At 45.9% G+C, this 12992-nt stretch carries 13 protein-coding genes; 3 read left to right on the top strand and 10 right to left on the bottom strand.

Annotation, left to right across the window (positions count from 1 at the left end; all coding sequences use genetic code 11):
• Positions 1 to 493: 493 nt before the first annotated feature.
• The 3 genes from thiI to pomA all read right to left on the bottom strand — a co-directional run bounded on the left by thiI (position 494) and on the right by pomA (position 3877).
• A complete protein-coding gene (thiI, locus tag V1U08_RS19605; protein ID WP_014231021.1) occupies positions 494 to 1942 on the bottom strand; it encodes a tRNA uracil 4-sulfurtransferase ThiI in 1449 nt (482 codons plus the stop codon).
• Between the two features lie 211 nt (positions 1943 to 2153).
• Positions 2154 to 3101, bottom strand: a complete 948-nt coding sequence (locus V1U08_RS19610; RefSeq protein ID WP_243976161.1) for a flagellar motor protein MotB — start codon at positions 3099 to 3101, stop codon at positions 2154 to 2156.
• Positions 3102 to 3115: 14 nt separating this feature from the next.
• Entirely contained in the window at positions 3116 to 3877 is a 762-nt protein-coding gene (gene pomA / locus V1U08_RS19615; protein ID WP_020333703.1) for a flagellar motor protein PomA, read from the bottom strand.
• A 259-nt stretch (positions 3878 to 4136) separates the two neighbouring features.
• Between pomA and xseB the strand changes: the two genes are divergently transcribed.
• Genes xseB through dxs form a run of 3 tightly spaced genes read left to right on the top strand, consistent with a single transcriptional unit; the run spans position 4137 to position 7171 of the window.
• Positions 4137 to 4379, top strand: a complete 243-nt coding sequence (xseB, locus tag V1U08_RS19620) for an exodeoxyribonuclease VII small subunit (RefSeq protein WP_014231018.1) — start codon at positions 4137 to 4139, stop codon at positions 4377 to 4379.
• Positions 4380 to 4400: 21 nt separating this feature from the next.
• The gene (gene ispA, locus V1U08_RS19625; protein ID WP_014231017.1) at positions 4401 to 5285 is read left to right on the top strand and encodes a (2E,6E)-farnesyl diphosphate synthase; all 885 of its coding nucleotides are present in this window, start codon (positions 4401 to 4403) and stop codon (positions 5283 to 5285) included.
• Between the two features lie 20 nt (positions 5286 to 5305).
• Complete coding sequence (gene dxs / locus V1U08_RS19630; protein ID WP_330471288.1) at positions 5306 to 7171, top strand: 1-deoxy-D-xylulose-5-phosphate synthase; 1866 nt, start codon at positions 5306 to 5308, stop codon at positions 7169 to 7171.
• An 86-nt stretch (positions 7172 to 7257) separates the two neighbouring features.
• Here dxs and pgpA read toward each other — a convergent pair whose 3' ends face one another.
• From pgpA to ribD, 7 genes are all read right to left on the bottom strand, one after another.
• Positions 7258 to 7764, bottom strand: a complete 507-nt coding sequence (pgpA, locus tag V1U08_RS19635; RefSeq protein WP_065302037.1) for a phosphatidylglycerophosphatase A — start codon at positions 7762 to 7764, stop codon at positions 7258 to 7260.
• A gap of 40 nt (positions 7765 to 7804) precedes the next feature.
• Positions 7805 to 8770: a thiamine-phosphate kinase gene (gene thiL / locus V1U08_RS19640; protein ID WP_020333701.1), complete on the bottom strand. Its 966-nt coding sequence runs from the start codon at positions 8768 to 8770 to the stop codon at positions 7805 to 7807.
• A 78-nt stretch (positions 8771 to 8848) separates the two neighbouring features.
• The gene (nusB, locus tag V1U08_RS19645) at positions 8849 to 9316 is read right to left on the bottom strand and encodes a transcription antitermination factor NusB (protein ID WP_020333700.1); all 468 of its coding nucleotides are present in this window, start codon (positions 9314 to 9316) and stop codon (positions 8849 to 8851) included.
• Positions 9316 to 9786 carry a 6,7-dimethyl-8-ribityllumazine synthase gene (gene ribH, locus V1U08_RS19650; RefSeq protein ID WP_014231012.1) on the bottom strand — a complete coding sequence of 157 codons (471 nt, stop codon included), beginning with the start codon at positions 9784 to 9786 and terminating at the stop codon, positions 9316 to 9318. The genes nusB and ribH overlap by 1 nt, the downstream gene beginning before the upstream one ends.
• A gap of 168 nt (positions 9787 to 9954) precedes the next feature.
• Positions 9955 to 11064 carry a bifunctional 3,4-dihydroxy-2-butanone-4-phosphate synthase/GTP cyclohydrolase II gene (ribBA, locus tag V1U08_RS19655; protein ID WP_014231011.1) on the bottom strand — a complete coding sequence of 370 codons (1110 nt, stop codon included), beginning with the start codon at positions 11062 to 11064 and terminating at the stop codon, positions 9955 to 9957.
• 135 nt (positions 11065 to 11199) lie between these two features.
• Positions 11200 to 11853: a riboflavin synthase gene (locus V1U08_RS19660; protein WP_020333699.1), complete on the bottom strand. Its 654-nt coding sequence runs from the start codon at positions 11851 to 11853 to the stop codon at positions 11200 to 11202.
• Between the two features lie 17 nt (positions 11854 to 11870).
• Positions 11871 to 12989, bottom strand: coding sequence for a bifunctional diaminohydroxyphosphoribosylaminopyrimidine deaminase/5-amino-6-(5-phosphoribosylamino)uracil reductase RibD (ribD, locus tag V1U08_RS19665; protein WP_330471289.1), 1119 nt, complete (start codon positions 12987 to 12989; stop codon positions 11871 to 11873).
• Positions 12990 to 12992 lie beyond the last annotated feature (3 nt).

Consider the following 12992-nt stretch of genomic DNA (forward strand, 5'->3'; position numbering starts at 1 on the left):
TTTTGTCTACTATCCCTGGGACAAAACAATACTTCCTGTATTTATTTTTGACCTGTCTGTCAAATTTCTTACACCGCCTGTTTAGGCGGTGTTTTTTTATCTGAATTATCTAAGTTTAACAAAATAACAAACTAACCCATAAAATAATGTCAGTTTGATTCACTGCCGGGTCAACTCAACCTTGCAAGACTGCCTTAGTGACACTTCAACTATCCCCACAGCGTCATTACACTAACTAGCATTGTGATAGATACTGAACAACCTAGCATCTCTCCTACCTAGATAAAAATCTCTCGACTTCATCCTTGGAATAGAGCTCATCGTTTTTCGCTCTGTTCGGATTAATTAACGTTATATCAGTAGTCATTATAAAGATTGCGAGTCACTTCAATTTAACCACTTAAAATCCTTTCTTACGACAGAATAACAGACATAAAAAAACGCAAACTGATCACTCAGTTTGCGTTTAGAAAATCTTCTTGTTTTCGCCTTACTATGGGCGATAAACCTTCACGTTGTTAAAGCCCTGCTCTTGCAAGTAAAGCGCTTGCAGTCGGCTCATCACACCACGGTCACAGTACAACAGGTAAGTCTTGTCTTGGTCCAAGTCACCAAACTGAGTACCCAGCTTGTAGAACGGGATGTGTTTGATATCAACGCCGTCAATTTCTAGAGGGTTATCGTCTTCCTCTTCAGGACTACGGATATCAAGAACAATCGCATGCTCTTCAACAGCCTGAACCTGTTCGACTTCTGGTGCCGCTTTTTCAGATTCTTTCGCGATATCACGAATATCCATAACACGCGCTTCTTTCACCACATTTTCCAAAATGGTGAAATCAAAATTCGCTTCTTCAGCTTCCAGCTTCGCTTTGACTGCTTTAACTGTCGGCTTCTTAGAAATGACACCACAGTATTCAGGCATCGTCTTCGCGAAGTCTTCAGTACCAATTTCACGCGCCAGGTTGATGATGTCTTCTTTGTCCCAGTTAATCAGAGGACGCAGAATCAGAGTGTCTGTCACGTTATCAATGTGGCGAAGGTTTGTTAGCGTTTGGCTAGAAACCTGACCCAATGCTTCACCTGTTACCAGAGCTTCAATCTTGAATTTCTGAGCAACCATACCTGCGGCACGCATGAACATACGCTTCAGAATGACGCCCATCTGGCCATCATCTACTTTCTCAAGAATCTCAGCCACAACAGGTTCGAAATCAATCGAGATAAAGCGAACTTTTGCTGAAGAACCGTACTTATTCCATAGGTAGTGGGAAACCTGTTTAACACCGATTTCGTGCGCAGGACCACCTAAGTTAAAGAAGCAGTAATGTACTTTTGAGCCACGCTTAATGTGCAGGTAGCTTGATACGCCTGAGTCAAAACCACCCGAGATCAGGCTTAACACATCTTCTTGTGTACCTAGCGGGAAGCCACCAAGACCTTTATGACGCGCAAGAACCTGGTTCAGTTTGTCACCCGACACTTCAACCTTTACGGTTACGTCTGGGTTGCGCAGTTTCACGCTCGCGCTTTCGACAGCTTGGTTCAAACCACCACCAACGTAACGTTCCAACTCAATCGAGGTAAAGTCATGTTTACCACGACGCTTAGCGCGAACCACGAAGGTTTTGTTTTCAATCAGAGGACGGCTTAGCTCAAGCACTTGCTCAAAGATATCGTGCAGATCTTTAAACTCAGACTGCTTTACTTCCAGTACATGATGAATGCCAGGAGTGTGAGTCAGAATTTCTAGCACTTCCGCGTAGTATTCGTTGCTCTCAGAGGTCACTTCAATGTGATCGCGACGGTTAAATACTGCGACAGATTCCGTACGGCTCTTGACGATATTACGAATGTTACACTCTAAAATCTTTGTGAAGCGCTTACGCACAGATTCACTTTTTACAAAAATTTCTGGATGGGGCTTTACAATAAATTTCATAGTCTTGTTCGCAGGTTAGTTTCGCAATCAACAGAGAGTGATACTCAATTTCGATACTTCATACGCAGCAAAACCACGTCTTGGTCACAAAAGATTGTCTGAGCTCACTTCAAAGGCGCAAGATTATACACCCAAGCGGATTGGAAAGACAAAAAAAGCGAGCAATCTGCTCGCTTTCTTATCTCTCCGCTGACTTTAAACCCAAGCCGAGTTATTGAATAACCGGCACTTCATCGCTGTAGAGTGGTTCACCCTGCATAATGCTGATTTCCACACGTCGGTTAAGGGCACGATTGTCATCGGAGTCATTTGGAACCAGCGGTTCAGTGTCAGCCATTCCTCGCACTCGTAAACGTTGATGAGAAAACCCTCTCACCTTCTCCATCTCCTGCGCGACAGAGACTGCACGCTGAGAGGACAGATCCCAGTTAGAGCGGTACAGTTCAGAATCCAGCACTTGGTTATCGGTGTGGCCAGAGATTCTCACAATGCCCGGTACGTCTTTGACCAGTTCAGCAATTTGGCGTACCAAAGGACGGAATTTAGGCTGTAAGAATGCGGAGCCTTCTGGGAACGCGCCCTTTTCACGCATGCGAATCACGATCTGTTGACCTAAGTTTTCGACTTCGATAGCACCCTGATCGATCTCTCGCTCTAGCGCTTTCTTGATGCTCTCCATCAAGGTTTCCATCTCTTGCGACATCATTTGCGACTGCTGCTGTTGCAAGTCGGATTCTGCCGCCTGGTTGTCTCTTGTCGATGTCTCCGGTGACTGGCCACCTGTTAATTTTCCTTGGTCACGCTTACTTCCACCTGAACGATCCGATTCACCTTCATGGAATTCCAATGTTTGCTGCGTGATGTCCATGGTTTGCTGCATAATAACGTCGATCGGCGTTGGTTCTGGACGTCCCGGTCTGAACTCCTGAGCAATAATGCTGGTTCCTTTCGGGATATCTTTTACTTCGAGCTGACTTTGTACACCAAAGGCGAATTTCATTGAGCCTGCAATCTGCTTAAATTTGAGCACATCCATCTCTGAGAACGAGAGTAGCAGTACAAAGAAGCACATCAATAGTGACATTAAGTCAGCAAATGTCCCCATCCACAAAGGAAGCCCAGGTGGCGGACAATCACATTTATTATCTTCATCATCCATCACAACGCTCCTGATTACTCACCGATCTCTAGGGCGCGCTTGCCTTCATTGAGATAGTTCTTCAGGTAACTGTCGATGACTCGCGGGTTCTGACCGTCCTGTATGGCGAGAACACCATCCATAATAAGACGACGATTCAACGTTTCTTGATCTCGTCTTAAAGAGAGTTTGTCAGCGATCGGGAAAAACACCATGTTAGATAAGATAGCGCCATAAAGCGTGGTCAAAAGCGCAACGGCCATCGCGGGTCCAATGGATTTAGGGTCATCCATATTCGAAAGCATTGCTACCAGACCCACTAACGTACCAATCATTCCCATCGCTGGCGTAACATCACCAAATGCACGGAATACGCCAGTACCTTGTGTGTGTCGCTCACCAGTCAACGCAATATCTTTTTTTAAAGCAGCACGAACCACATCAGCATCGTGACCATCCACCAACAGGTCGATGCCTTTTTGCATAAAGCTGTTATTTATTTCCATCTCTTCTAATGCGAGAAAGCCACCTTTACGTGCCGCATCTGCCATCTCTACAATTTTCGCGATCAAGTCTTCTGGCTCGTCCGCCTTGAAAAGAAATGCTTTACCCGCAATTTTTGCCGCCCCAAAGAACTGCCCGATGGTGAACTTCATCAGCACGACAAAGGTAGAGCCGCCAACAACGATAAGGATTGATGTTACATCGACGAACATACCGATGCTGCCACCGAGCACCATCGCCATCACAACGAATGCAATACCACCTATCAAACCTATTAGGGTTGCTAAATCCACAAAGCACTCCTCTCGCTCTTTTTATCTATTGCTAACGAATTACTCCTTGTATCGACAACTTGCGGAGAACTTTTAGAAAAATCTTAGCTAGCAGATCACAAATTGATACCAGTAATCTTTAGTAAAATGGGCACTTTCGTCGCTTAGACACATTTAGAGCCAATTTTGTGACAATTATGTAAGGTTAAATTTGACCAAGTTACTAGGCTAAGGTAACTTTCGTGCATCTTATGAGAGGCTGAATTAAGGCAGAGAAGAGATGGCGGTTAAGAAACCAGAAAACATGACCTTCGAAGCAACCATTGAAGAGCTTGATAGCTTGGTTGATCAATTAGAAAATGGCGATCTTGCTCTAGATGATGCCTTACGTAAATTTGAACGAGGTATTGCCTTAGCTCGTGCTGGCCAAACAAAGCTAAGCGACGCTGAACAACGCGTAAGTATTCTTCTCAGCGAAGATGATGAAGCACCACTGAGTGACTTCAATCCAGATTCAGAATAATTATTAGTAGTGAGCGATGTGATGCAACAGACATTGACTTCTTTCCAACAAAGAAACAATCAGCAATTAAACTTGTGGCTAGAACAGCTTCCTTATCAAGAACTTCCATTGATTGATGCAATGAAATATGGCCTTTTGCTAGGCGGGAAACGCGTTCGCCCTTTTCTTGTTTACATCACAGGCCAAATGTTCGGTTGTAAACCTGAAGATCTGGACACACCAGCCGCAGCAATTGAATGCATTCACGCTTACTCACTTATTCATGATGACCTGCCAGCGATGGATGACGATGAGTTACGCCGTGGTCAACCGACTTGCCATATTAAGTTCGATGAAGCGACCGCAATACTGACTGGTGACGCTCTACAAACGCTCGCCTTTACTATTTTGGCAGATGGTCCTTTAAATCCAGAAGCTGAAAGCCAGCGTATCAATATGATAAAAGCTCTGGCTCATTCGTCTGGCTCCAACGGCATGTGTGTCGGACAAGCACTGGATTTAAGTGCAGAGAATCGTCAAATTTCTCTCGAAGAAATGGAAGAAATCCATCGTAAAAAGACCGGAGCCCTAATTGACTGTGCGGTTAAATTAGGCGCTTTGGCCGCTGGTGATAAGGGTATCGCAGTTTTACCTCATTTAGAGCGCTATTCGAAAGCAATTGGTTTGGCGTTTCAGGTTCAAGACGATATTCTTGATATCATTAGTGACACAGAAACATTGGGTAAGCCTCAGGGTTCTGATCAAGAACTCAATAAGAGCACTTACCCTTCCCTGCTGGGTTTAGAGGGAGCGATAGAGAAAGCTCACTCTCTGTTACAGGAAGCACTTCAAGCATTGGAAGCTATCCCATACAATACTCAGTTACTTGAAGAGTTCGCCCGATATGTCATCGAGCGCAAAAATTAACACTATAAGCGCGCATTTATATGACTCTTGATATTTCAAAGTACCCAACACTGGCGTTAGCAAATACACCGGAAGAGTTGCGTCTTCTTCCTAAAGAAACATTACCTGCACTGTGTGATGAGCTTCGAACGTATCTGCTAAATTCAGTGAGCCAATCAAGCGGACACTTAGCGTCTGGCTTAGGCACAGTAGAGCTCACAGTTGCCCTGCATTATGTATATAACACACCAGTAGACCAGTTAATCTGGGATGTTGGTCATCAGGCTTACCCACATAAAATCCTGACCGGACGTCGCGACAAAATGCCGACCATCCGTCAGAAAGGTGGGCTTCACCCATTCCCTTGGCGCTCAGAGAGCGAATACGACACGCTGTCGGTAGGTCACTCTTCGACTTCTATCAGTGCTGGACTTGGCATGGCCATCAGTGCACAGAAAGAAGGTAAAGGGCGTAAGGTCGTGAGTGTTATTGGTGACGGCGCCATTACCGCGGGTATGGCATTCGAAGCAATGAACCACGCTGGCGATGTTCATCCGGATATGCTGGTGATTCTGAACGATAACGAAATGTCGATTTCAGAAAACGTTGGTGCGCTGAACAACCACTTAGCGAAATTACTGTCTGGTAGCCTGTATACGTCGATTCGCGAAGGCGGTAAAAAAGTGCTTTCTGGCGTTCCGCCGATCAAAGAGCTGGTTCGTCGTACTGAAGAACACCTCAAAGGCATGGTTGTCCCTGGCACGCTATTCGAAGAGTTCGGATTTAACTACATCGGCCCAATTGATGGGCATGATGTCAATGAACTGGTTCAGACACTGAAGAACATGCGTGAGTTGAAAGGCCCTCAATTCCTGCACATCATGACCAAAAAAGGCAAAGGTTATGAGCCAGCAGAGAAAGACCCTATCGGTTACCATGCTGTACCAAAGTTCGCACCATCAAATAACAGCCTGCCAAAAAGCAGCGGTGGCAAGCCAACGTTCTCAAAAATCTTTGGTGACTTCCTGTGCGACATGGCCGCGCAAGATCCTAAGCTAATGGCGATTACGCCAGCAATGCGTGAAGGTTCTGGCATGGTGCGTTTCTCTAAAGAGTTCCCAGAACAATATTTCGATGTTGCTATCGCTGAGCAGCATGCAGTGACGCTCGCTACCGGTATGGCGATTGCTGGCAATAACCCAATCGTTGCCATTTACTCGACCTTCTTACAACGCGGTTATGATCAGCTCATCCACGACATCGCAATTATGGATTTGCCAGTCATGTTCGCTATCGACCGAGCCGGTTTGGTTGGTGCTGATGGTCAGACTCACCAAGGTGCGTTTGATTTGAGCTTCATGCGCTGCATTCCAAACATGGTGATCATGGCACCAAGCGACGAGAATGAATGTCGTCAAATGCTATACACTGGTCACAAGCACACGGGTCCGAGCGCAGTTCGTTACCCTCGTGGAAACGGCATGGGAACCGACATCGAAAGTGAATTTACCGCACTTGAGATCGGTAAAGGCCGAATCGTGCGTCAAGGTGAGAAAGTCGCCATCCTGAGCTTTGGTACCTTCCTGGGGAGTGCGTTAGAAGCGGCTGAAAACCTTAATGCAACGGTTGCTGACATGCGCTTTGTTAAGCCGTTAGATGAAGAACTGATTCGTCAGCTAGCGAGCGAACACGATGTACTCGTGACTCTGGAAGAGAATGCGATTGCTGGCGGTGCCGGTGCAGGTGTTCTTGAATTCATGATGAAAGAAAAAATCATCAAGCCAGTTCTCAACCTTGGCTTACCTGATAAGTTTGTTCATCAAGGCACTCAGGATGAGCTGCATGAAGAGCTTGGTCTGGATGCGAAAGGGATTGAACAATCCATCAACGATTATCTGGCGAAGTAGTCTTCACTAACGTTAACTTACTGATACTAAAAAGGGATGCATGATGGCATCCCTTTTTATTTTGCTCAGATGTAGTTTAAAGCCTATTAGTTCATCCAGCCTGCGTAGTGGGCAACTAAAAACAGTACAATGCCCGCCATAACACCCGCGACAATGTCATCGATCATGATGCCTAATCCACCATGCACACGCTTATCAAGCCAACCGATAGGCCAAGGCTTAACCATGTCGAAGAAACGGAACAAGATAAAACCAGTCAGCAGCCACTTCCATTCAGTTATTGGGATATTCAGTGCCGGCATAATACTCATCGTAATCCAAAAGCCAGCGAATTCATCCCAGACGATCGAACCATGATCGTGAACTTTCATGTCATCAGACGTCACCTGACAGATTTTCACGCCAATTACGCATGATATGAGTACCACGACGACATAAGCAGAAAACGGCAGTTGAGCTAACAACAAAAAGAAAGGTACCGCAGCTAATGTCCCCATCGTTCCCGGAACAACAGGCGACAAACCGCTACCAAACCCTGTTGCCAATAAATGCCACGGATTCTTTAACGAAATAAGAGAAAGAGGGTTGGTCATATCCTTAAACCTATAACTGCTAGTTTGGTTTCAATCGTGGTTACTTAAAGTGGTCGAAACCGCTTAAGTCCCAGTCAAGAGGTTGATTGTTGTCATGAAGCTCAAAAGTACCATTCGGTCGAATCTGACCAATGCATGTCACCTTACACCCAATATGGGACAGAGTACTTTGTAACGAGCCATGGTTTTGCTCTGAGACGGTAAAACACAACTCGTATTCTTCACCACTCGATAAAGCATACTGCTGTGCGCTGACCTTATCATCTAAAAACTGCGCCAGATCCGAAGATATAGGCAATTGAGAGACATCGATACTGACACCGACCTGTGACCGCTTCAGTATGTGCTTGATATCGGATATCAAGCCATCGGAGATATCGATAGCAGAAGATGCAAGACCAACTAGAGCTTGTCCCGCTAAAACACGTGGCGTACTCAAGTAATGCGCTTTTTCCAAACTCTCCGCACCTACGCGTGTACGAAGAGAGTTGTCTAAGATAACATCCAGTCCAGCTTTCGCATCGCCAAGACAGCCTGTTACATAAACCCAGTCGCCTACTTTAGCCCCTGAACGAGTTAATGCTTTTCCTTGCGGGACAAATCCCTGCACAGTCAATGTTAAACTCAAAGGCCCTTTGGTGGTATCCCCGCCGATAAGTTGAATACCAAAATAATCAGCAAGTTCAAAGAAGGCATCACAGAAAGGCGCAAGCCACTCTTCGTCAGGCTCCGGCATCGTTAACGCAAAACTCACCCACGCAGGCGTCGCGCCCATCGCGGCTAAGTCGCTGATGTTTGAAGCGAGTGCTTTGTGCGCGACCCAAGCAGGGTTCGCGTCAGGAAGAAAGTGTGTCCCCGCAACTAAGGTATCGGTGCTGATCGCAATATGCACATTATCTGGTGCTTTGACCAGTGCACAATCATCCCCTGCAGCAAGGTGAACATCTTTTCGTTGGTTTTGACGACCAACAAAGTACTTGTCTATTAAGCTAAATTCACCAGACATAATTTGTTTTTCTTTTTATATAAACGCTTTTGATATAAAAAAGGTCAGCATATGCTGACCTTTTTACTGAAGAAATCGTTATTTCTTACGTACGTGAGGTGCTGCTTTATCCAGCACACCATTCACAAACTTGTGACTGTCTTCCGCAGCGAACACTTTTGCAAGTTCAATCGCTTCGTTGATCACGACTTTGTAAGGCACATCTTCGCGACGAGTCATCTCGTACATAGCAAGGCGAAGAAGAGCAAGTTCCATCATATCCAGATCCTGCATTGGACGTGAAATGTATGGACGAATTTTACTATCTAGCTCAGCGTGGCTAAGTACAACACCGCCTAGTAGTTCACGAAAGTACTCTACGTCAGTTTCTGGCGCTGCTAGAGCTGGCTCTGATGCGTGAAGTTCTTCTTCATCGTATTTGTCACCAGACAAAAACTGTTCTTCAATCTTGGCAACATTCTCTTTAGTAATTTGCCATGAGTAGATCGCTTGTAGAGCGAATTGACGTGCATTACGACGTGCGGCTGGTTTCACACTGGCCCCCATTAGGAATCAATTTCAGATAGTACATTAATCATTTCAAGTGCGCTTAGTGCAGCCTCTGCACCTTTATTACCAGCCTTGGTTCCTGCGCGTTCAATCGCTTGATCGATAGTATCAACAGTCAAAACACCAAATGCGACTGGAATGCTGTATTCCATAGACACTTGTGCCAGACCTTTGTTCATTTCACTACAAACATAGTCAAAGTGAGGCGTTCCACCGCGAATAACTGACCCTAAAGATACGATAGCGTCGAATTTACCGGTTTTAGCAACACGTTGAGCTACTAGAGGTAGTTCTACGGCACCTGGACAACGAACAACGGTAATGTTGTCATCGCTTACTTGCCCGTGACGCTTTAGTGTATCGATCGCACCAGAAAGTAGGCTTTCGTTAATAAAACTGTTGAAACGAGAAATAACGATAGCAATTTTTGCATTTGGCGCTGGGAAGCCACCCTCGATCACTTTCATAAGCTTTCCTTTAACTCTATTTTTAAGTGAAATATGTTCATCAAGTGAGAATCGCCGGATTCTAGCACAATTGTGTGAGCAATATCTAATGGAAATTGGCGGGAGCAACGAGTTACTGGCCTAGGACAGCATAAGACTATTCAAGACCAGTAACTTATCGTTCAGTCGTTACTCACAGACGTATTCAACGACGTTTAGGCCAAAACCGCCTAACGCGTGGTATTTTTTATTGCTTGACGATAACAGACGCATGTCATTCACGCCAAGGTCAGCAAGAATTTGAGACCCAACCCCTACACGACGAGAAGTGCCTTGTTTCTTCGCAAGCGTAGGAGCTTCACCTTTATCTTGCGCTTCAAACATCTTCACGCGATGGATAAGAAGCTCACTAGAATCTTCATGACCAAGCACAACTAAAACACCGCCTTCTTCACCGATGCGCTTCATCGCTTTATCCAGTGTCCAGCTGCGCTCAGCATTGCGGTCACTGCGAAGTAAGTCGGTAAACACATCTTGAAGATGTACGCGAACTAATGGTGTGTTTGCTTTCAAATCACCTTTACACATCGCGTAATGGACTTGGTTATCAATCGTGTCTTTGTAAGTCACCAGATTAAACTCACCAAATTCGGTCGGCAGCTTACATTCAGCAACACGCTCAATGGTTGTCTCGGTATTGTTGCGGTATTCGATTAAATCAGCGATCGTACCCAGCTTGATGCCGTGTTTTTCACAGAAGATCTCAAGATCTGGTCGGCGAGCCATCGTGCCGTCATCATTTAGAATCTCAACAATAACCGACGCAGGTTCCAAACCAGCAAGACGAGCTAAATCACAGCCTGCCTCAGTGTGGCCAGCGCGCGTTAACACACCACCATCTTGAGCCGCTAGTGGGAAGATATGGCCTGGTTGAACTAAATCCGCTGCTTTTGCATTTGGCGCTACAGCCGCTTGAACAGTGCGTGCTCGATCCGCAGCTGAGATACCCGTTGTTACCCCTTCTGCTGCTTCAATAGAAACCGTAAAGTTTGTCGTGTATTGCGCGTTATTGTCTTGCACCATTGGCGGCAAACCAAGACTTGAGCAACGCTCCTTAGTCATAGTAAGACAAATCAAGCCACGTCCATGGGTAGCCATAAAATTGATCGCTTCCGGCGTGATATGCTCGGCAGCCATGATCAAATCACCCTCATTCTCGCGGTCTTCGTCATCCATCAAGACGACCATTTTACCTGCGCGAATGTCATCAATAATTTCTTGTGGTGTACTGATTGGCATATTCTGTTTCCCGTTATTCTAAATTTATTTTCGGCAACAATTTGTTGGGGCTTGAGTACAAGCAGACTTACGGCAATAGTTTGAGCTTTACAAACGGTAAGTCAATTGCCCCACGGATGTTCTGTGAATACTGTCTTAGGCGAATCCGTTCTGCTGCAAGAAATCCATAGTAATACGCGACTCTTGCTTCTCTTCTTGCTGCCCCTGAAGTAATCGCTCCATATAACGAGCTAATACATCCACTTCTAAGTTAACTTTGCGACCGACCTGAAATTGATCAATCGTGGTTTCTTCGCTCGTGTGAGGAACAATCGTTAACTTGAATGCATTTTTACGTAAGTCATTTACCGTAAGACTAATACCGTCTACGGTGATCGAGCCTTTTCCTGCAACATATTTGCTGATTTCGGCAGGCATCGCCACCCAAAACTCGATTGCTCGACCCACTTGATTACGTTCTACAATTTCGCCAACACCGTCAACATGACCAGACACGATATGTCCACCAAAGCGCGTGGTGGGCAGCATGGCTTTTTCTAGATTAACCTTGTCACCGACTTGATATTGTGCAAAACCCGTCATTTTCAGTGTCTCTAACGACAGATCCGCACTGTAATAATTGCTGCCAAAATCAATAACCGTCAAGCAAACGCCATTAGTCGCGATACTGTCGCCCAACTTAACGTCAGACATATCTAAATTGCCCGTTTCGACGGTTACGGTGATGTCTTCGCCTTTCGGCGTAATCGCAGTAAGTTTACCTACTGCTTCTACAATGCCTGTAAACATAATTGCTTCTTTTCTATCTATTTTCGTATAAGCGTTGCGGTAATTCGAATATCTACCCCAACCATACGAGCATCGGTAATGTTCAGATCGATAACGTGATCCATTGACGTTAAACCAAGTGCCCCAATCAGCCCGCGACCATCACTGCCCATCAACTTTGGAGCAAGATAAACGATCAGTTCATCTACAAGATTAGCCTGTATGAGTGCACTCGCGAGCGTCGCACCCGCTTCAACCCATAAATGATTGACTTGATGCTGATTGGCAACGGCTTTCAACGTCGTCGCGAGGTCAATCTGGCCATCTTCATTCAATTGAGGGGCGATATCACCGTCTTGACTGACAATGATGCGCTCACCATCGGTATTAAACAACTTGAGATCATCTGTCAGCTGGCATTGGCGATCTAAAATGATGCGTACTGGCTGACGTACAGCTTCGGGTTGATACTGCTCTCGTATCGTTTGAGGCAAATCGTCCCAGCGAACATTCAATGAGGCATTATCGTCAATCACCGTTTTGCTGGTCGATAATATCCCACCACTCATAGCACGATAACGCTGAACATCCTGACGAGCCCGTGGGGAGGTAATCCACTGGCTCTGTCCATTACTGAGTGCGGTTTGACCATCGAGACTGGCCGCCATCTTTAATTGGATGAAAGGCATACCCATCTGCATAAATTTGATGAATCCTCGATTCAACTCGAGAGCGTCGCTTTCCAGTAAGCCAACCTGAACCTCGATTCCTGCATCGCGAAGCATTTGAATACCTCGCCCTGCGACTTTTGGGTTCGGGTCTTGCATCGCACAAACAACTCTCGCCACCTTCGCTTTAATCAGCCCTTCGGCACAAGGAGGCGTTCGCCCATGGTGAGAACAAGGCTCGAGAGTAACGTAGGCCGTCGCGCCTTCGGCTTTACCTTCAGCCATTCGCAGGGCATGGACTTCGGCATGTGGCTCTCCAGCTCGGAGATGATAACCTTCCCCGACTATCTGTCCATCACGAACGATGACGCAACCAACATTTGGATTAGGAGCCGTGGTATAGATGCCGCGCTTAGCGAGCCTAATTGCGCGCGACATCATTGAGAAATCTTGAGGGGAGAAGGTAATTTGAGGCGTGTTTTGATCCATGTT

Origin of the sequence: Vibrio sp. YYF0003 (assembly GCF_036350715.1) — a bacterium.
Lineage (GTDB): Bacteria > Pseudomonadota > Gammaproteobacteria > Enterobacterales > Vibrionaceae > Vibrio > Vibrio natriegens.

Excerpts from the sequence above, each read along its gene's own strand:
- pgpA (WP_065302037.1), bottom strand. The coding sequence starts at position 7,764 with ATGACCAACCCTCTTTCTCTTATTTCGTTAAAGAATCCGTGGCATTTA.
- dxs (WP_330471288.1), top strand. The coding sequence starts at position 5,306 with ATGACTCTTGATATTTCAAAGTACCCAACACTGGCGTTAGCAAATACA.
- ribBA (WP_014231011.1), bottom strand. The coding sequence starts at position 11,064 with ATGCCAATCAGTACACCACAAGAAATTATTGATGACATTCGCGCAGGT.
- V1U08_RS19610 (WP_243976161.1), bottom strand. The coding sequence starts at position 3,101 with ATGGATGATGAAGATAATAAATGTGATTGTCCGCCACCTGGGCTTCCT.
- V1U08_RS19660 (WP_020333699.1), bottom strand. The coding sequence starts at position 11,853 with ATGTTTACAGGCATTGTAGAAGCAGTAGGTAAACTTACTGCGATTACG.
- nusB (WP_020333700.1), bottom strand. The coding sequence starts at position 9,316 with ATGGGGGCCAGTGTGAAACCAGCCGCACGTCGTAATGCACGTCAATTC.
- xseB (WP_014231018.1), top strand. The coding sequence starts at position 4,137 with ATGGCGGTTAAGAAACCAGAAAACATGACCTTCGAAGCAACCATTGAA.
- ispA (WP_014231017.1), top strand. The coding sequence starts at position 4,401 with ATGCAACAGACATTGACTTCTTTCCAACAAAGAAACAATCAGCAATTA.
- thiL (WP_020333701.1), bottom strand. The coding sequence starts at position 8,770 with ATGTCTGGTGAATTTAGCTTAATAGACAAGTACTTTGTTGGTCGTCAA.
- ribH (WP_014231012.1), bottom strand. The coding sequence starts at position 9,786 with ATGAAAGTGATCGAGGGTGGCTTCCCAGCGCCAAATGCAAAAATTGCT.
- thiI (WP_014231021.1), bottom strand. The coding sequence starts at position 1,942 with ATGAAATTTATTGTAAAGCCCCATCCAGAAATTTTTGTAAAAAGTGAA.
- ribD (WP_330471289.1), bottom strand. The coding sequence starts at position 12,989 with ATGGATCAAAACACGCCTCAAATTACCTTCTCCCCTCAAGATTTCTCA.